Source organism: Streptomyces sp. S186 (assembly GCF_051603415.1).
Lineage (GTDB): Bacteria > Actinomycetota > Actinomycetes > Streptomycetales > Streptomycetaceae > Streptomyces.
On sequence record NZ_CP193932.1, the window covers coordinates 3,978,452 to 3,996,595 of the forward strand.

16 protein-coding genes are annotated in these 18,144 nt (G+C 69.5%); 7 read left to right on the top strand and 9 right to left on the bottom strand.

Going from position 1 to position 18,144, the window contains the following annotated elements; translation table 11 throughout:
* The first annotated feature begins 66 nt into the window (after window positions 1–66).
* Complete coding sequence (locus ACRAS8_RS16960) at window positions 67–429, top strand: hypothetical protein (RefSeq protein ID WP_438486875.1); 363 nt, start codon at window positions 67–69, stop codon at window positions 427–429.
* Here the strand turns inward: ACRAS8_RS16960 and ACRAS8_RS16965 are convergent.
* The 7 genes from ACRAS8_RS16965 to ACRAS8_RS16995 all read right to left on the bottom strand — a co-directional run bounded on the left by ACRAS8_RS16965 (window position 416) and on the right by ACRAS8_RS16995 (window position 10,101).
* Complete coding sequence (locus ACRAS8_RS16965) at window positions 416–763, bottom strand: hypothetical protein (RefSeq protein ID WP_438486876.1); 348 nt, start codon at window positions 761–763, stop codon at window positions 416–418. The two genes, ACRAS8_RS16960 and ACRAS8_RS16965, sit on opposite strands and share 14 nt — an antisense overlap.
* Window positions 763–1,125 carry a hypothetical protein gene (locus ACRAS8_RS16970; protein ID WP_438486877.1) on the bottom strand — a complete coding sequence of 121 codons (363 nt, stop codon included), beginning with the start codon at window positions 1,123–1,125 and terminating at the stop codon, window positions 763–765. The genes ACRAS8_RS16965 and ACRAS8_RS16970 overlap by 1 nt, the downstream gene beginning before the upstream one ends.
* 839 nt (window positions 1,126–1,964) lie before the next feature.
* Entirely contained in the window at window positions 1,965–2,402 is a 438-nt protein-coding gene (locus ACRAS8_RS16975; RefSeq protein WP_438486878.1) for a hypothetical protein, read from the bottom strand.
* Window positions 2,399–7,195 carry a putative T7SS-secreted protein gene (locus ACRAS8_RS16980; protein ID WP_438486879.1) on the bottom strand — a complete coding sequence of 1,599 codons (4,797 nt, stop codon included), beginning with the start codon at window positions 7,193–7,195 and terminating at the stop codon, window positions 2,399–2,401. Before ACRAS8_RS16980 ends, ACRAS8_RS16975 begins: the two co-directional genes overlap by 4 nt.
* Window positions 7,192–7,806, bottom strand: coding sequence for a hypothetical protein (locus ACRAS8_RS16985; RefSeq protein WP_438486880.1), 615 nt, complete (start codon window positions 7,804–7,806; stop codon window positions 7,192–7,194). Before ACRAS8_RS16985 ends, ACRAS8_RS16980 begins: the two co-directional genes overlap by 4 nt.
* 11 nt (window positions 7,807–7,817) lie before the next feature.
* Entirely contained in the window at window positions 7,818–8,249 is a 432-nt protein-coding gene (locus ACRAS8_RS16990) for an SseB family protein (protein WP_438486881.1), read from the bottom strand.
* A 175-nt stretch (window positions 8,250–8,424) separates the two neighbouring features.
* Window positions 8,425–10,101: a PLP-dependent aminotransferase family protein gene (locus ACRAS8_RS16995; protein ID WP_438486882.1), complete on the bottom strand. Its 1,677-nt coding sequence runs from the start codon at window positions 10,099–10,101 to the stop codon at window positions 8,425–8,427.
* A 28-nt stretch (window positions 10,102–10,129) separates the two neighbouring features.
* Between ACRAS8_RS16995 and ACRAS8_RS17000 the strand changes: the two genes are divergently transcribed.
* Window positions 10,130–11,140, top strand: a complete 1,011-nt coding sequence (locus ACRAS8_RS17000) for a methyltransferase domain-containing protein (RefSeq protein WP_438486883.1) — start codon at window positions 10,130–10,132, stop codon at window positions 11,138–11,140.
* Between the two features lie 52 nt (window positions 11,141–11,192).
* Here ACRAS8_RS17000 and ACRAS8_RS17005 read toward each other — a convergent pair whose 3' ends face one another.
* The gene (locus tag ACRAS8_RS17005; RefSeq protein ID WP_438486884.1) at window positions 11,193–12,014 is read right to left on the bottom strand and encodes a helix-turn-helix transcriptional regulator; all 822 of its coding nucleotides are present in this window, start codon (window positions 12,012–12,014) and stop codon (window positions 11,193–11,195) included.
* Window positions 12,015–12,260: 246 nt separating this feature from the next.
* Between ACRAS8_RS17005 and ACRAS8_RS17010 the strand changes: the two genes are divergently transcribed.
* The 4 genes from ACRAS8_RS17010 to ACRAS8_RS17025 all read left to right on the top strand — a co-directional run bounded on the left by ACRAS8_RS17010 (window position 12,261) and on the right by ACRAS8_RS17025 (window position 15,862).
* On the top strand, window positions 12,261–13,664 hold the full coding sequence (locus tag ACRAS8_RS17010; protein WP_438486885.1) for an MFS transporter: 1,404 nt from the start codon (window positions 12,261–12,263) through the stop codon (window positions 13,662–13,664).
* 164 nt (window positions 13,665–13,828) lie between these two features.
* A complete protein-coding gene (locus ACRAS8_RS17015; protein WP_438490512.1) occupies window positions 13,829–14,080 on the top strand; it encodes a hypothetical protein in 252 nt (83 codons plus the stop codon).
* An 11-nt stretch (window positions 14,081–14,091) separates the two neighbouring features.
* Window positions 14,092–15,264 (top strand): flotillin family protein, encoded by a 1,173-nt coding sequence (locus tag ACRAS8_RS17020; RefSeq protein WP_438486886.1) that lies wholly within the window; start codon window positions 14,092–14,094, stop codon window positions 15,262–15,264.
* Window positions 15,265–15,469: 205 nt separating this feature from the next.
* Window positions 15,470–15,862, top strand: coding sequence for a hypothetical protein (locus tag ACRAS8_RS17025; protein ID WP_438486887.1), 393 nt, complete (start codon window positions 15,470–15,472; stop codon window positions 15,860–15,862).
* An 89-nt stretch (window positions 15,863–15,951) separates the two neighbouring features.
* Here the strand turns inward: ACRAS8_RS17025 and ACRAS8_RS17030 are convergent, their stop codons facing one another.
* Window positions 15,952–16,860: a helix-turn-helix domain-containing protein gene (locus ACRAS8_RS17030; RefSeq protein WP_438486888.1), complete on the bottom strand. Its 909-nt coding sequence runs from the start codon at window positions 16,858–16,860 to the stop codon at window positions 15,952–15,954.
* A 178-nt stretch (window positions 16,861–17,038) separates the two neighbouring features.
* On the opposite strand from ACRAS8_RS17030, the gene ACRAS8_RS17035 reads away from it, so the two are divergent.
* Entirely contained in the window at window positions 17,039–18,094 is a 1,056-nt protein-coding gene (locus ACRAS8_RS17035) for an NAD(P)-dependent alcohol dehydrogenase (protein WP_438486889.1), read from the top strand.
* Window positions 18,095–18,144 lie beyond the last annotated feature (50 nt).

The following is an 18,144-nucleotide window of genomic DNA, read 5'->3' on the forward strand; positions in this document are numbered from 1 at the left end:
CTACTTGCCGTCACTGACACTCGTGGCTGTACGCACAAAGGACCCACGACGGAGGCGATCCCGACCATGCCCTACGACCCCGACAACGCCCAACAGCCGGGCTCCCCCCTCCGCCTGCTCCCCTGGGAGACATGGGACGGACGGCCCTGTTACCTGGCCCCCGCGGGCGACGGCAACGGCTACCTCTCCCGCCGGGCGGACCGCATGGAGGAGCAACAAATGCGCAACGCCGCCGTCGCGTACACCGACGCCGAAACCACCCTCCGCAACGCCGCCGCCGGTCCCCTCCTCCTCCGCCTCATGCTCAACCGCACCACCACCGCCCTCGGCAACACCCTCCGCATCGCCGACAGCAGGCTCGGCCGTCTGCCGGCACCGACCGACAACGCTCCTGACGACGAAGGCCCAAACCTCCCTACGTCTCGATAAGTGAGGCGTACAACACGAACAAGCCGACAAGAGCAAGCGGCGCCAGAATCGCGCAGGTGACCCGCCACACGGTGTAGCGCCGCCGACGCGGCAGAGCCCAACTGACCACCAACAACCCGACCGGCACCACCAACCCCAAGCCGCACACGACAACAGCGAACTTCAGACTCGCCACAAAACGATCGAGCCGCTCACCCCCGCACGACCCACACACCGCGGGCGTCAGCACCACAAGCCACCCGAGCACGAACCCCACATGCAGCGTCAGGGTCGTCGCAAGAGCCGGAGCCACCAACGCCCGCGGCGCCGGCTCATCCTTCTCCCACTCCCACATCACGGCCACTCCACAAGCGCCATGCAGACCACAAACAACACCACAACCGCCAACGGAGCCGTCAGCGCGAGCATCGCCCGCCGCCCGGCGTTCCGCCGCTCCCACGGCAACCCCCAAGCCGTCACAAGCAACCCCGCCGGCCCCAAGAACCCAACCTTCAGCACCACCAAGGCAGTCGAAATACTCGCATCAAACCCATGCGCCTTCTCACTACTGCACGCATCACAAGCCATCGCCGAGAACCCAAGCACAACAAGCGCAAAGAACCCCGCAACCACCGTGACCACACTCGCGATCAGCGGCCCCACCCAGGCTCGCGCATCCCGCTCTTCTTCCTCCACCGGCAACGACATTTCTCCCATGCCACCAGCCAACCCCCACCCCCACCCACCCGCATGAGTAGCCGTACTTAGCCGTACTCAGAACAGACAACATCTACCGCTCGACAGGGCTCAGACACAGCCGCAGCGTCACCAGAGTCCCCCGAGTCTTCTCATACTCACTCAAGCCGTCGGGGCACCGGCCACCAGCGGGATATCGGAGGGCCACCTTGTAACCCGCTTACTGCTGGAGCACTCGACGACCCTAAGCTCCACATGGTCGCCCGATCCCGACTTCTCCACGCAGTCGCCGACCTGCGCTTCGTCAGCAAACTTCGCGTGAGGCGCATGAGGTCCACGGCTCAGCAACCAGAAGGCAACTCCGAGAACGACAATCGCCACCACCGCAATAATGCGCACCCTCGTGGAGTTGGTCGGACGCCTCCCCGACGGCAACACACCCGGCATCGCGACGCCACCACCCTGCAGAGGCTGCACCTGCCCATACGACTGCGGCGCCGGATGATGAGGATACGGAGCCGCCCCGTACGGAACCTGAGCTGGCGCCCCGTAAGTCCCTTGGCCGGCCTGACCGTACAAGCCCTGATGAGGCGGAGGCGGACCATAGGGCCCAGGCCCGCCAGGCTGGCCATAGGGCTGAGAGCCGCTCGGCGGCGGCCCATACGCAGACAAGTAATCCCCTAGCCCTCGTCCCCAACTCGCAAAAGGCTACCGCCAGCTAACTACCTGACGGACACTGATCGAGCATCTCGATCCCGAAAAAATTCGAGTTTACCCAGCATCGGCCAAGAAAGCACTGAATTCACCGGCGCTCGACCTGATGCTGATGAGCTTCAACTCCGAAGTCGAATACTTATCACTCAAGCGAATGAGGTATTTACGATCCAGTAGTCATACTCTTCGGTAGTGACGCCGCAGATACTAGAGCCATCCTCCGAACGGGCAATGAACTCAATTCCATCTTGATCGTCCGTGAGTCTAGACATATCAGTTCCCTCAGTGCACTGGACGCGAACCCAACCAACATCTCCACTCCCCGTGGTGACTGCAGTGACCAGAAATGATCCTGAAGGCCCAAAAATCCCACCCGATTCCACCTGATCGAACCAGATCCGGTTCACCTCTGCATGGGATTCCTTCAAGCTGCACGGAACCGTAGCACTAGGCAACGTATTGACGTTGGCCATCTTCCTCCAGGCTTCATCGACGGTCGGCGACGAGGTATTTCCACAAATGTCAATCACCTCCAGGTGCGCCGATTCCAGTTTTTCAATAAGGATCTGTTCAGCCCGATTCACTTGCGCTCCTCATAGAAGAAGTGATGATCTCCACCCATCTTGTTGATTGCCCTGTAGCGCTCCATATACCCATACCCCTCCTTGGAGTTATCCCAACCAAAATTAACTCCGCTTCGACTTTGATCCTCCAGGGTCCTTCCCTTAGGTGCCCCGGCATGAAAATGCGGGCCAGCTGGATCGTGAGTATGTTCCACGACTACGCGTGACCCATGCGGGGTTTCAAATTGCCGGAAGTTTCCCCAATGTGTAGGGTCTGGCGAATAAACATGACCTGGCATATGCTTCATCATCTTGTCGCCGACCACGACCCATTCTGCATCCGGCGTCGCACCGTGGGGAACTCCTGCGTGTTGGAATGCCGCTTTTTCTGCCGCTTCTCGCTCCTTGAACGGGTTGCTCTTCTCTCCGAGTGGACACCCGGAGAGCCCGAAGGGATCGACCCAAGTATGGGGGTTGTGGACGTAAGTAACCGGATTGGGTGCAGGAGAAAGACCCAAAGGATCGGTAGTAGCGTAACGGCCAGTTTCTGGATCGTAGTAGCGGAAGAAGTTGTAGTTGAGGCCGCTTTCGATATCGAAGTACTGACCTGGGAAGCGGAGGGGCGTGTAGGCAGTGCTGCTGCGGGTCCAGGACGTGGTGCCCCACAGGGTTGTACGGGCACGCCACGCGACGACACCGGTTTCGTCCACGAGCTCAGTAGGGGCACCTACGAGGTCCGTGACGATGGCGAAGAAGCGCCGGTCGATTTCTTGCTGGGGGGCGTGGCCCAGCGACTTTCGCTCAGTCTGAGCGATGGGGCGCAGGCCGTCGTGGTCCCAAGTGAGGGTGATCGGGTTGGATGCGCAAGGCGAACTTGTGGCTTGTTCGGCAAGAGTGGTGCCGTCCCAAGTGAAGTCGACCTGTTCAATGGCCGTTCCGTCGTCCGCAAGGCGTTGCTTTGCCATTCGGCGGCCGAGCCCGTCATAGAGATATCGCCATGACTGGCCGTCTGGGGTAGCGACGGCGATGAGACGGTCTTCAGCATCCCACCTGTAGCGCCAAGTTCCCTGCCTGCGGGACATTCGGGTTTCCTGGCGGAGGGTGATGCGGCCTTGGGAGTCGTGTTCGTAGCGGACGTGGCCAGCGTTGGTTATTCGGGTGCCGGTGTAGGTTCTTCTGCCGCGAGCTTCTGAACTCGGGTGGCTTGAAGGCCACTCGGCTACGGTCTGGTTGCCTGCCTGGTCGTAGGCGTAGGTTTCCGTCCATCCGCGGGCGTTTACGGCCGTGACGCGGCCCGCCGCGTCGAGGTCGAAGGTACGTGGCCCGTTGAAGTGGTCGTCTATTCCAACAAGGGAGCCGTCAGGACGGTATGCGTAGCTGCGGCACTGAAAGGTCCGGGCATCGGCTCCGGCGAGTGACTGTTTGGTCAGGCGGCCGGTGGGGTCCCAGGTGTGGGTGAGGTGGAGGGTGTCGCCGATGGTGCGGGTGAGTTCCTGGCCGGCGGCGTCGTACTCGAAGGAGAGCGGGTGGCCGGCTATGTCCATGCCGGTGCAGTTGCCGGCGGCGTCGTAGGTGTAGGTGGTGTGGTGGCCGGTGGGGGTGGTGCGGGAGGTGCGGCGGCCCAGGATGTCGTACGTGTACGTCATGGTGCGGCCGTTGACCGTTTCGGTCAGTACGCGGCCCAGGGCGTCCCGGGTGTAGGTGACGGTGGCGTCGGGGTTGGTGGCCTGGTGGAGGTTGCCGGCGGGGTCGTGCGCGTAGGTGGTGATCAGGCCTGCGGCGTTCTTCTCGGTGATGCGGCCGAGGGGGTCTCGGGTGTAGGTGGTCACCTCGCCCAGCCCATTTGTCCGCGACGCCAGTTGGCCCGCTGCGTCGTGGACGTAGGAGAGGACGCGGTCGTCGAAGTCGGATTCGGATATCAGGCGGCCGGCGCCGTCGTAGGTGTAGTTCCAGGTGAGGCCCTGGGGGTTGGTGACCTGGGTGAGGCGGAGTTCGGTGTCGTGGGTGAACTCGTAGCGGACGCCGTCGGGGTCGGTGCGGGCGGCGAGGAGGTCGAAGTGGGTGTAGGAGAAGTGGGTGGTCTGGCCGATGGCGTCGGTGTGGGTGAGGCGGTTGCCCTCCCCGTCGTAGGTCCACTCCTCCCGCGCGCCGGTGGGGTCTGTTCGAGCCGCGAGTTTGCCCTCGACTGTCCACAGCATGTGGGTGGTGGCGCCGAGGGGGTCCGTGATCGAGGTGGTGCGGCCGAAGGCGTCGCGGGCGTAGTGGGTGGTGTGGCCGAGGGGGTCGGTGACGGAGAGGGGGAGGCCGGCGGCGTTGCAGGTGATGTGGGTGGTGTTGCCGAGGGCGTCGGTGACGGAGGCGAGGTTGCCGAGGGCGTCGTGGGTGTAGGTGGTGGTGGCGCCTATGGGGTCGGTGGTGGCGACGCGAAGACCGCGGGAGTCGTAGGTGTGCGTCCAGGTGGCGCCGTCCGGGCCGGTGACGGTGCGGGGGTTGCCGTGGACGTCGTAGGTCGTGGTGGAGGTGGCGCCATCGGGGAGAGCGACCGCCACCGGGCGGCCCGCGTCGTCGTAGGTGAAGTGGGTGGTGCGGCCGAGCGGGTCGGTGGTGGAGAGGATGCGGTGCTTGGTGTCGCGGGTGGTGCGGGTGGTGGCGCCAGTGGGGTCGGTGGTCGCGACGATCTGATGGTGGTCGTTGACCTGGTAAGTGGTCTGCTGATCCTGGGAGTTGAAGAAGCGGTTGGTGCGCAGGCCCGTTTCCGGGTCCGGGTCGCCCCAGATGTAGCGGGCGCGGAGGTGGCCCGCGATGCCGCCCTGTGAGGTGCAGCGGTCCGCCTCGTCGTAGGCGTAGGTGTAGCTGCTGCCGTTGGTGTCGGTCCAGGAGGTGATGCGGCCGGCGTCGTCGTAGGTGAAGCGGAGGGGGCGGTCGGAGGAGGGCTTGGTGACGGTGGTGAGGTGGCCGAAGGCGTCGTAGCCGTAGGTGGCCAGGAGTTGGTCGCTGCCGTCGGTGGCGGCGCCGGCGAGGTGGAGGGCGGTGATGCGAGCACCCTCGGTGGTCCCGTCGGTGGTCCCGGCGGCGGCCCTCTCGGTCGTCAGCAGGAGGCGGTAGCCCGCGCTGTGGGTGATCGCGGTGGGCGTGCCGTCTTCGGTGTAGTCGAAGGTCTGGTGGTTGCCGTGGCGGTCGGAGATCTCGTCGAGGAGGGCGAGATTCTCGGTGTAGGTGGTGAAGTAGCGGCGGACGCCGGTGAGCGGGTCGACGAGGAAGTAGTCGCCGTCGGGGGTGCGGGCGAGCGGGGCGCCGTCGCCTTCGAGGGGGAGCGTCGGGACGCCTACGGCAGGGTGCGGGTAGAGGAGGAAGTTGCCCTCCTCGCCGATCAGGATGACGCCCTCGGAGTCGATCTCCAGGCGCTGGTCGAGGGTGGACATCCAGGTGCGGCCGAACCAGCGGCCGGTGCGGTAGGACGACTCGAAGGTGCGGGTGAAGGCGAGGGGGAGGCCGGCGGGCAGGCTGATGTCGGTCTGCGGCAGGATCATGCGGCCGGTGGCCATGTCGATGGGGTCGCTGCCGAAGGTCTTGCACCAGCCGGTGCGCAGGCGGTCCCGGATCGTCCGCTTGCCGCCCTCCTTGGCAGCGTTACGGGCGGCACCCTTGAGGGCGTCCTTCGCGCCCGCCTTCAGCGCCCCCTTGGCCAGTCCGCCCGCTCCCTTGCCACCGATCAGGTTGCCAAGGAACTTCCCGGATGCCTCCGCCGGGTCGCTGCCCCAGCCGGAGCCAAGCATTCCCTTTGCCATCCCGACGGGGTGCATGGCCGACTGGCCCAGGCCGAGGAGGGTCGTGGAGACATTCGAGGCGTACTGGAAAGGGTGGGCGAGGTTGTACGGGTCGAAGGGGTTGACGGTGCGGGCGAGGTTCACGGTTTCGATGCCGGCCTTCGCGACGCCGCCGAGCAGATGCATGCCCTCGGCGGGGACGGCGTCGAAGCCGTCCTTGACGGCCGCGCCCGCCAGGTCCGTGAATTGTGGCTTGTCGGGGGCGTGCGCCAGGGCGCCCTGGATGGCGTTGCGCGCCCGCTCGGCCGACTCGTCCCGCTGACTGCGGGCGCTCTTGAGCATGTCCTGGGCGGCCTCGCGGCCCTCGGTGCCCGGGTCCACGAAATCGCCGGGCGGGGTGGGCTGTGTGCCGGGGTTCTCACCTCGCTCGACGGCGGAATTGTAGCGCTCGGCCTGCGCCACGTACGCGTTGGCCTTCGACTTCCATGATTCCAGGGCGGTTTCGCGGGCCTGTTCCGCCTGGTGGTACTTCTCGATCGCGTCGGATGCCTTGCCCTGCGCCCAGGAGACCGTCTCGGCATACGACTTCAGCGCCTTGTAGGCGTCGTCGCAGGCATCGGCGGCGTGCATCCACTGCTTGGGATGCATGTCGAACGCCTCACGGAAGGCGTCGGCGGCCTGGCCGCTCCAGTTCTGGCCGGAGCCCAGCTTGTGCATCCCGTCGGCCACGCGGTTGAACGCCGCCGCGAAGTCCTTGAGGTGGGAGACGGTTTCGTTGAGCTTCTCGACGTCACCGTGGATGAGCTGTTTGGGGTCGTCGGTCTCGCCCAGCTGCCGTTCGTCGACATGGGCACCCAGCGCGCCCGCAAGCTTGTCGCCCCCCGCGCGGACCTTCTCCGCGGCGCCGTCCGCGCCGATCGCCTCCAGGCCGTCGCCGAGCTTGTCGGCACCGAACTCGACGGCCTCCCCGGCGCCGCGCTCCACGGCGTCCGTGAACTCGCCCACCCCGTCGGCGACCTTGTTGACGCCTTCCTCGAACCAGTTCACTTGTCACTGCCCCCGTGTGTCTGTTCCGCCTCCGTGATCTTCTTTGCGGTGTCGGCCAGGTCATTGCCGAAGTTCAGCGCGCGGTCCGCAGACGCGGACGCGTCGTGCCCGAACCTCCGGAGGGCGTCGTCCGTGCGCTGGAACGACTCCTTGGACGCCTTCGAGTTCGGGTCGTAGTCGAAGTCCGTGTTGGCGTCGATGACATCGGCCTTGAGCTTGCTCCAGGACGTCTTGTGCAGGTCCTCCGCCGACCTGGTCGGGTCGCCGAACGCGGCGTTCACGCCCTGCTTGAGGAGGTCCGAGGCGTACTGCTCCTGCTCGTAGTAGTTCCCGGCAGTGAGGCCCAGCTTCCTGGAGAACGTGTTGGCGTCCTGCATCAGGGTGCGGACGCCCCAGCCCCAGCGGTCGCAGAACGAGGAGAAGACCGTCGCCAGGCCGTCGTCGCCGCATTCCACGGCGTCCAAGGACAACCTGTCGAAACCGCGGCCGAGTTGGGCCTCGATATCGAAACCCAGCTCCTTGAGTTCGCTCATTGCGGCATTTATGCCTTTGGTGAGCTGCTCGAAAGCCTCCGGGTCGGTGCGGTAGCCGTCGCCCCCGATGAGCCCCATGGATATTCCCCCTAGACGTACGTGGTGCTGCCCTGCGCCTCGGCAGACGAGGCCGCGGATATGCCATTGTCCGCGTCCACCGCGACGTGGTCCGGGACGATTCCCGACACCGGCGGGAAAAGCATGCCCTGAGCGCTGCCGGCGTCCAGGGCCACGCCTGCCGGGCCTTCGATGGCCGGTATCAGCACGTCGAGGATCCGGGCGCCGGTCACGGTGGCGTACTGCCACTCCGTCGCCGGGTCGCTCCCCCGACCGGCGGCAAAACGGGACAAGGACTCCTCGTCACTGAATGCGTAAAGCCAGCGGATACCGTCCAAATCGGCGGCAAGAAAGGCGTCGTCGACGGTCGGGAGTATGACAACTGTACGCCGGAATTCACCGATGAGGGCGGCCGGATTCGGCCGTCCTTCGTGGAACGCCGCTACCTCGTCTGCCAACGGCATGGTGAGTCCCCTCCCCCGTTACTGCTCCGCTCAACTCATCTGCTGCATCCACTTTCGCACACGGCACTGACAACGCCGCCGAGCATGCCCCTGGCGCTTCATGAACCGGCCGACAGTTCTTTTTGTGTTCAAGCATCAGGGGGTGTCAGCCGAGCGTCCGTCCTCCGCCATGCGTTCACCGTTCGGCCTGGCCGTTCCGGTTGCCAGCGGTGTGCAGCGCCTCCCCCAGGATGGCGACGGCCTCCGTCAACTCCCCGGGGGTGCGGGCCGCGTAGCCCAGTACGAGGCCGGGCCGGCCGTAGGGGCGCTGGGTGTGCCAGGAGAGTGGATGGACCTTGACGTCGCGGGCGAGGGCGGCGGCGGCCAGTTCGGTGTCGGGCGGGGCGGTGGGCGGGAAGGTCAGCGTCAGGTGCAGGCCGGCCGCGGCGCCGTGCACGACCGCCTCCGGGAGGTGGGCGCGGACCGCCGCGATGACGGCGTCCCGGCGCGCCCGGTGGCGGCGGCGCAACTGCCGTATCAGGCGCTCCAGTTCACCCGAGTCGGAGTCCATCAAGCGGGCCAGCACCAGTTGCGGCAGTGTGGCATTGCCGAGGTCGGCGAACCGTTTGGCGTCCACCAGTGCCTGCCGGTAACGGGGCGGGGCGAGGAGCCAGCCGACCCGTAGGGCGGGGGCCAGGAGTTTGGAGACGCTGCCCGCGTAGCAGACGTGGTCGGCGAGGAGGGAGTGCAGGGCGGGGACCGGCGGGCGGTCGTAACGGTGCTCGGCGTCGTAGTCGTCCTCGATGATCAGGCCACCGGTGTCGCGCGCCCAGCGGAGCAGATCGCGGCGGCGGGCGCCGTCGAGCACCACACCGGTCGGGAACTGGTGGGCCGGGGTCAGCAGGGCGGCCCGCACGCCGGTCGCCCGCAACGCATCGACGCGTACGCCGTCCTCGTTCACCGGAACCGGCGGGGTCGCCGCGCCCCAGTGGTGGAGGTGCTGGCGGGCGCCGAGGGAACCGGGGTCCTCCACGGCGATGGCGTCGATGCCGTCGGCACGGAGGACCTGGGTGATCAGCCCGAGTGCCTGCGCCGTGCCGGAGACGATCAGGACGTCGGCGGGGTCGGCCCGTATGCCGCGGTTGCGGGCCAGCCAGTGGACGACGGCGCGGCGGAGTTCCGGGGCGCCCCGGGGGTCGCCGTAGCCGAAGGCCGAGGACGGGAGCGCGGTGAGCACCGCGCGCTCGGCGCGCAGCCAGGCGGCGCGGGGGAACGAGGCCAGGTCGGGCACGCCGGGCGTGAGGTCGATCCGCGCGGGGAGCGCGCGGAGGGCGTCGAAGATGTCGCTGCGGGGTGGGGCGGCGAAGGGGGTGGCCTCCGGGGCCGCTGTCGCACCCGCGTGCGTCGGCGGTGCCGCGCCGGCCGGTGCGGACGAGCCGGCCGGTGCGGACGCGCCGATGGCGCCCGTGGGCCCCGCTGCGGCCGTCAAGGGGGCGGCGACCACCACCGTGCCGCCGCGGCCCCGTCCGGCCACCTGGCCGTCTTCCCGCAGCCGTTGGTACGCCTCGGTGACCAGCCCGCGCGAGACCCGCAGGTCGGCGGCGAGCACCCGGGTCGCGGGCAGCCTGCTCCCGACCGGTAGCCGGCCGTCGGCGATCGCCCGCCGCAGCTCGCCTGCCAGCCAGTCCGCCCGGCGCCCTACGGGCGCCCCGGCGATCCTCAGTTGAAGGAAGTCGGAGCCGGAGCCGGACTCGGTGATGGACTCGGAAGCGGACTCGGAGGCGGACTCAGAGCCCGAGTCGGATCCGGCCGTGTGCCCGGGAAGTCGCTCATCTATGGACCCTTCAGTCGCACCCTCTTTGGACCTGTCCATCGGGCCATTCTCCAGCGACCGTTGCTCCATGAACACGCAAGCCCAAGCCGCGGCCCAGGAAGCCCAGAAAACCCAAAAGGCCCAGGCTCCTCAGCCCCATGCCCCGGCCGTCACCCCAGCCACATCCGCAGCCGTCACCCCAGCCACATCCGCAGCCGTCACCCCAGCCACACCCCCGGCCGCCGCCCCCTCCTACGTCCACGGCTACTCCGACCAGGAGGCGCGCCGCCTCGGTGACCAGGCCGACACCCTGGCCCAACTACTGCACGCCGGCACGGCCTACCCGGCCGGGAGCCACGTCCTGGAGGTGGGCTGCGGCGTCGGCGCGCAGACCGTGCACCTGGTCGGCAACAGCCCGGGCGCCCGTATAACCGCCCTCGACCGCTCCGCGTCCTCCCTCGACCAGGCCCGCGCCCACCTGGCCGCGCACGCCCCACACGCCTCGGCCCAGGTGACCTGGCACCGCGCCGACCTGCACCAACTCCCCTTTCCCGACGCCTCCTTCGACCACCTCTTCCTCTGCTTCGTCCTGGAACACCTCCCCGACCCCGTACGCGCGCTGACCGAGCTGCGCCGCGTACTGCGCCCGGGCGGCACCCTCACCGCCATCGAGGGTGACCACGGCTCGGTCGTCTTCCATCCCGACAGCCCGGCCGCCCGCCGGGTGATCGGCCACCAGGTCCGCGTTCAGGCGGCGGCCGGCGGAAACGCGCAGCTCGGGCGGCAGTTGCATCCCCTCCTCCGCGCGGCCGGCTTCGAGGACGTCGCCGTCCGGCCGCGTACCGTCTACGCGGACGCGAGCCGGCCCGGCCTCGTCCACGGCTTCACCCTCCGGACCTTCATCGCCATGATCGAATCCGTACGGGACGAGGCCCTCGGCGCGGGGCTGGCGACGCCCGCCGACTGGGACCGCGGCATCGCCGACCTACGGCGCGCCGCGGAGCCCGGCGGCAGCTTCCACTACACGTTCTTCAAGGCCGTGGCCGTCCAGCCGACCGATCGGGGCCGACCGGCCGACCGGGCTGACCGACCGGGCTGACCGACCGGGGCTGACCGACCGAGCGGGGGTGATCAGCAAAGACGTTCAACTCTCAACTCGCCAGCAACCGGGGCAGCTTCTCCCGCGTCGCCTCGTCGTGCGGCATGCACACGAACAACTTGACCCCGGGTGCTTCCAGCGCCGCCAGTTTCACGTAATCGAAGATCAGCGCGCCGACCCGCGGATGCCGGAAGGTCCGCCGCGTGCTTCCGAGGTCCGCGAGGTGGTGCGCCTGCCACCACTGGGTGAACTCCGGGCTCAGCGCGGAAAGTTCCCGGGTCAGCCGCTCGCAGCGCGGATCGCCGAACCGCTCGCCGGCGTCCGCCCGGAACTGGGCCACGAGGTCCCGCGCCTGCTCCTCCCAGTCGCCCAGGAGCGTCCGCATCGCCGGGTCGGTGAAGACCAACCGGAGCAAGTTGCGCTCCTCGGGGGCCAGTCGGCCCGGGTCGCCGATCAGCCCGGCCTCGGCGCGGTTCCAGGCGACCAGGTCCCAGTTGGCGTCGAGCAGATATGCCGGGTGCGGGTCCAGGGCGTCCACCAGGCGCTGCAGGGCGGGGCCGGGGCCGGAGCCGTCGGGCTGCTCCGGGGGGAGTTCGCCGGCCAGCGCGTAGAGGTGGCGCTGCTCGACCGAGCTGAGCATCAGGGCACGCGCCAGACTGGCCAGGACCTGGCGGCTGACGCCGATGTCCCGGGCCTGTTCCAACCAGGTGTACCAGGTGACACTGACACCGGACAGCTGGGCGACCTCTTCGCGCCGCAGCCCTGGCGTGCGCCGCCGGGGCCCGGCCAGGATGCCCGCGTCCTGCGGGGTGATCCGCTCCCGGCGCGCGCGCAGGAACTCCGCGAGGGCGCGCCGCCGGTCCTCGTCGGCCATGGACTCTCCCGGGGAACGGGGCGACACCCGGCCGCCGACGGGCCGCCGGCCGGCCGTACGCACACGGCGGGTGGTTACGCACACGGTCGGTGGTAGCGAAAACACCAGCATAATCGGTCTCTGTACGGGCGTTCGGGGCTGCGCGAGCGTTGCGCCATGGCTCAGACATCACGGCCGGCATCACACCCGGCATCACGCCCGGCCGAGGCGGCGCACACCGCCCCGGCCTCTCTTCCCACGCCCCCGGTGACGGCTTCCCGGGGCGCCCTCGCGCTCATTCTCACCGGTGCCTTCGTGGCCGTCCTCGACACCTTCATCGTGATGGTCGCGGCGCCCGCCATACAGGAGGACCTGCACGCCTCCGATGCCGATGTCCAGCTGATCCTGGCCGGCTACCAACTCACCTACGCCATCGCCCTGATCACCGGCGCCCGGCTCGGCGACCGCTTCGGCCGCAAGCGGCTGTTCCAGTGGGGGATGGCGCTGTTCACGCTCTCCTCGGTGGGCTGTGCGCTGGCGCCCGGCGCGGGGGTGCTGATCGCCGCCCGGCTCGCCCAGGGGTTTTCCGCGGCCGCGATGTTCCCGCAGGTCTTCGCGATGCTGCAGGTGCTGGTGCCGGACGGGCGGCGGGCCCGGGCATTCGGGGCGCTGGGGGCGGTGATCGGCATCGCCGGCGCCGTCGGCCAGCTGCTCGGCGGCGTCCTGGTCTCCGCCGACCTCTTCGGCTCCTCCTGGCGCCCGATCTTCTGGGTCAATGTGCCGGTCGGCCTGGTGGCGCTGGTGCTCACCGCGCGCCACGTGCCCGAGAACCGCGCCCCGGAAGCGCGCCGCCTCGACCTGCCGGGAGCCGGCGTACTGACCCTGGCGCTGGGCCTGTTGATCGTCCCGCTGGTCGAGGGGCGGGCCGCCGGGTGGCCCCGGTGGGCGTGGTTCAGCCTGGCCGCCAGTGTGCTGGCGTTCGTGGCGTTCGCCCTGGTGGAGCGCCGGGTGGACGCGGCCGGCGGGGCCCCGCTGGTACGGCTGCGGCTGTTCCGGGAGCGGCCCTTCGCGGTCGGCATGACCCTGGTGCTCCTCACCTACGCGGGCATCAACTCCTTCTTCCTGATCTTCTCGCTGACCCTCCAGGACGGACTGGGGCAGAACGCGCTCGGCGCCGGGCTGTTCTACCTGCCGTTCGCGGTGGTCTTCTTCGTGGCCAGCCTGCTCGCCGGACGGCTGGCCCGCTTCGGACGGCGCGTCCTCCAGGCCGGCGCACTGATCGTCTTCCTCGGTTTCGCCGGCACGGTCGCGGTGGCCACCCTGGCCGGCCCCGCACTGACCGCGTGGTACCTGGTCCCGACCCTGGCCCTGGTCGGCGCCGGCAACGGCCTGCTGGTCACCCCGCTGCTGAGCGCGGTCCTCGCCGGCGTCCGCCCCGAGGAGACCGGGATGGCCTCCGGTGTCCTGTCCACCGGGCAGCAGGTCGGCGGCGCGGTGGGCGTCGCCGTCATCGGCGTCCTCTTCTACGGCGCGCTCGGCCCCGCCGCCCATCAGGACGTCGTCGCCTACGGCGATGCGCTGCGGTGGGCCCTCACCGCGAACGCCGCCCTCGCCGCGCTGGTCTCGCTGCTGCTCCCGCTCCTCCCCGACCCGGCAGCCCGCCGGGGCTAGGACCGGCCGGAGCGGGACTGGGGAGGGCGCCTAAGGCCACCCCAACGCTCCCCAACGCTCCACCTGAACGGCGCGCCAACTCGCCGACCTCCCGCCATAGGCCGCCGCGCACCGGAGCGCTATGGTCGGAATCCATGGAACGCAACGGGGGAGGGCAGCGATCGATGGCCCGGGATGAAGCCGTGATCGGCTGTACCGGAGTGCTGCTGATCGGCACGCGTGGAGCTGCCGGCCCCGGTGAGGTTCTGGTGCGGGTCCGGGGCGGCTCCGAAACGTTTCTCGCCTGGTCCGCCGAACCCCTTCCCGTAGGGGCGACCGTGCTCGTGATCGAGTCCCGTGGCCATCGCCAGGTCAACGTCATGGAGTGGGTCGATCCGTTGGACGCGTCGGCCGGTGATCCCGGCGACGCTGGTTGAGGAGACGAGTGATGTTCGGTTACCGCGTTCCGGCCCCTGATCAAGCCATGCTGATCTCCGGTGGCAGGCGGGGGCAGGGCGGTGCGCCATTCCGGGTGGTGACCGGCCACGGCAAGTTCGTGCTGCCGGTCTTCCGCAAGGTCCGCTTCCTGACGCTGGCACTGTGCGAGTCCGAGGTCGCCGAGAAGTGCGTGACCAGGCAGGGCATCGCGCTCACGGTCCGCGCCGTGATCGCGTTCAAGGTCGGCAACGACACCGAGAGCATCGTCAACGCCGGCCAGCGCTTCCTGTCCGACCAGGAGCAGATGTCCATCCTGACCGGCCGGATCTTCGCCGGTCATCTGCGCTCCATCATCGGCTCGATGACGGTCGAGGAGATCGTCACCGAACGGCAGAAGCTGGCCACCGAGGTCCTGGAGACGTCCAAGACCGAAATGGCCAAGATCGGCCTGATCGTCGACTCGTTGCAGATCCAGTCGATCGACGACGGCGACACCGGCTACATCGAGGCGATGTCCGCCCCGCACAAGGCGGCCATCCAGCGCCAGGCACAGATCGCCCAGGCCCAGGCCACCCAGGCCGCGGTCGAGGCGCAGCAGGAGGCGGCGCGTAATCAGGCCGAGTACAACCGGCAGACCGCGGTCGTCCAGGCCGAGTACTCCGCCGAGGTGGACCGCGCGCAGGCGCACGCCGCGCAGGCCGGCCCGCTCGCCCAGGCCCACGCCCAGCAGGAGGTCCTGGCGGCCCAGACCGAGCTGGCCGAGCGCCGCGCCCGGCTGCGCCAGCAGGAACTCGTCGCCGAGGTCGTCAAGCCCGCGGAGGCGGAGGCCGAGCGCATCAAGCTGCTGGCCACGGCCGAGGCCGAGCGGATGAAGATCCAGGCCGAGGCCGCCGCCTCGCACGACCGGGTGGCCCTGGACCGGATGCTGATCGACCAGCTCCCGCAGATCGTCAAGGAGGCGTCCGCGGGCCTCGCCAACGCCAACGTCAACGTCCTCAACGGCACCGACGGCCTCGGCGAGATCGCCGCCGGCCTGGTCGGCCAGGGCCTGACCATCCTGGACTCGGTCCGTCGCAACCTCGGCAACCCGCCCTCGTCCGACGGCACCGGGAACTCCGGCGCCTCGAACGGCACCGGTACCGGCGCTGGTGCCGGCCACAGTGGCCGCGTCGAGATCGAGTAACGCGCCATCCCCCACGACCCGGCGCCCCGGCTCCCGTCTTCCCGCGGGCCGGGGCGCCCCCGTACCCGCCCCGCCGAAACCCGCCCCTGCCGGCGGATCGATTCGGCGGCCCCCCTTCGAGTGACGGCGCACATCACCGGACGCCCACGTGGGCAGCGAACAGCCCGCACGACGCCAACTCCCTTGGCACGAAAGGACGTTTCGCATGCGCCGCCCCCACCGCGCGCCGACCGCCGGCAACGGCTCCCTGACCCTGGCCCTCGCTCTGCCCCTGGCCCTCGCCCTGGCTTCGGCCCTCGTACTGGCCCTGCCCGCCGCCCCGGCCCACGCCGCCACCGGCGTCTTCACCTACGTCTACAAGGACCCGTACGGCGGGGTGCGGACAGGGCTCCTCGTCGACCCGCCGAGCGGGAAGTGCCACCCCCTCCCGGAGGCCATCCAGGAGTACCTGCCGCCCGCGCACTCGCCGCACAACGGCACCTCGTCCACCGCCACGGTCTTCACCGGACCCGACTGCACGGGCGACCACTTCACCCTGCGGCCGGCGGGCGGCCACGGTTCGGCGCGCCTCAAGCTCCGCTCCGTGAGCTTCGCCTGAGGCCCACGCGCCCACACGCCCACACCCCCCAATTCCCCCTCCCCTGCCCGTTCGAGGGGCGTACAGCCGCCGCGCCCCTCGAACGGGCCCTACTCTTCGAACGGTCCCTGCTCCCCCGTGACCGCCGCCAGTCTCCGCAGCGCCGCCTCCGACGGCGTGCCGGCCTCGGCGTGATGGGTCACCAGGACCTGCTCCGGGTCGGCGGCGACCAGCAGGGACTCGTAGGAGAGCGTCATCGGGCCCGCCACCGGGTGGTTCAGCTGCTTCACGCCGAAGCCCTTGTCCCTGATGTCGTGCCGGGCCCAGAACCGCCGGAACTCCTCGCTCCGCCCGGTCAGTTCGGTGATCAGCCCGATCAGCGCGGGATCGTCCGGGTACCGCCCGAGCTCGCGCCGGAGTAGCGAGACCGTCATCTCGGCCTTGCCCTCCCAGTTCACGTACAGCGCGCGGGTGGCGGGGTCCAGGAAGACCTGCCAGGCCAGGTTGCGGTGCTCGGCGGGCAGGGCGGCGAAGTCCCCGAAGAGGGCGCGGCCGAGCCCGTTCCAGCCGATGACGTCCAGCCGCCGGCCCAGTACGAAGGCGGGCACCAGCGCCATCGCGTCCAGCAGCTGCCGGCACGCGGGCCCCACCCGCTGCGGGCCGGCCGGGGACTCCTCCGGTCCGGACGGACGAGCCGGGAGCGGGCGGGCGGCCCGGACCCGCCGGGCGCGCGGGCGGACCAGGTGCCGGAGGTGGTCGCGCTCGGCGGGCGTCAGCCGCAGCGCGGTGCCCAGCGCCTCCAGCACCGCGTCCGAGACATTGCTGACGTGGCCCTGTTCCAGCCGGATGTAGTACGCCACACTGACCCCGGTCAGCTGCGCCAGCTCCTCGCGGCGCAGCCCCGGCACCCGACGCAGCCCGCTGCCCTCCGGCAACCCGACGTCCCCGGGCCGCAGCCGGGCCCGCCGGGAGCGCAGGAACTCGCTCAGCTCGGTGCGCCGGTCGACGACCGCGGGCACCGGCGGCTTCCCGGACCTCCCGGGCTGCCCCGGCCTCCCGGGCTTCCCCGGCCTTCCGGGCTGCCCCGGCCTCCCGGGCTTCCCGTCCCGCAAGGTGGTTCCGTCAGTGGTAGGCACGCCATTCATATGTTCAAGAGTGCACTGGTTGGGGCCGCGGGAACGACGCACCCTCGATGGCATGACCCACACCTCTGTCGCCGCGTACGCCGCGCCCGCACCGAAGGCACCGCTGGAGCGGACCACGATCCCGCGCCGCGAGCTGGGTGCCCACGACATCCTGATCGACATCAAGTTCGCCGGTATCTGCCACTCCGACATCCACACCGTGCGTGCCGAATGGGGCGACGGCGGGAACTTCCCGATCGTCCCCGGCCACGAGATCGCCGGCGTGGTGGCCGCCACCGGCCCCGAGGTCACCCGCTACCAGGTGGGCGACCGGGTGGGCGTCGGCTGCTTCGTCGACTCCTGCCGCACCTGTGAGAACTGCCGGGCCGGCCTGGAGCAGTACTGCACCGGCGAGCTCGGCACCGTCAACACCTACAACGACACCGACCGCCACGGCGAGGTCACCTACGGCGGCTACGCCACCCACCTGGTCGTCGACGAGAACTACGCGCTGCGCATCCCCGATGCGCTCCCGCTGGACGCCGCGGCCCCGCTGCTGTGCGCCGGCATCACCCTCTACTCCCCGCTCGCCCACTGGAAGGCGGGCCCCGGCAAGAAGGTCGCGGTGGTCGGCCTGGGCGGCCTGGGGCACATGGGCGTCAAGATCGCGCACGCCATGGGCGCGGAGGTCACCGTCCTGAGCCAGTCGCTCCGCAAGAAGGATGACGGGCTGCGGCTGGGCGCCGACCACTACTACGCGACCAGTGACCCGGCCACCTTCGAGGCGCTGGCCGGCACCTTCGACCTGATCGTCAACACCGTCTCGGCCAACCTGGACCTCAACGCCTACCTCGGCCTGCTGCGCACCGACGGCACCCTGGTCCAGCTCGGCGTCCCCGAGAGCCCGCTGCCCATCGCCCCGTTCGCGCTGATCGGCGGGCGCCGGTCGTTCGCCGGCTCGCTGATCGGCGGCCTCGCGGAGACCCAGGAGATGCTCGACTTCTGCGCCGAGCACGGCCTGACCTCGGAGATCGAGGTGATCGGCGCGGACCGGATCAACGAGGCGTACGAGCGGGTGCTGGCGAGCGATGTCCGCTACCGCTTCGTGATCGACACCTCGACGATCTGAGCCGCGCGACGGCCTGAGCCGCGCGACGGTCTCATCCGTCGCGCCCGTGC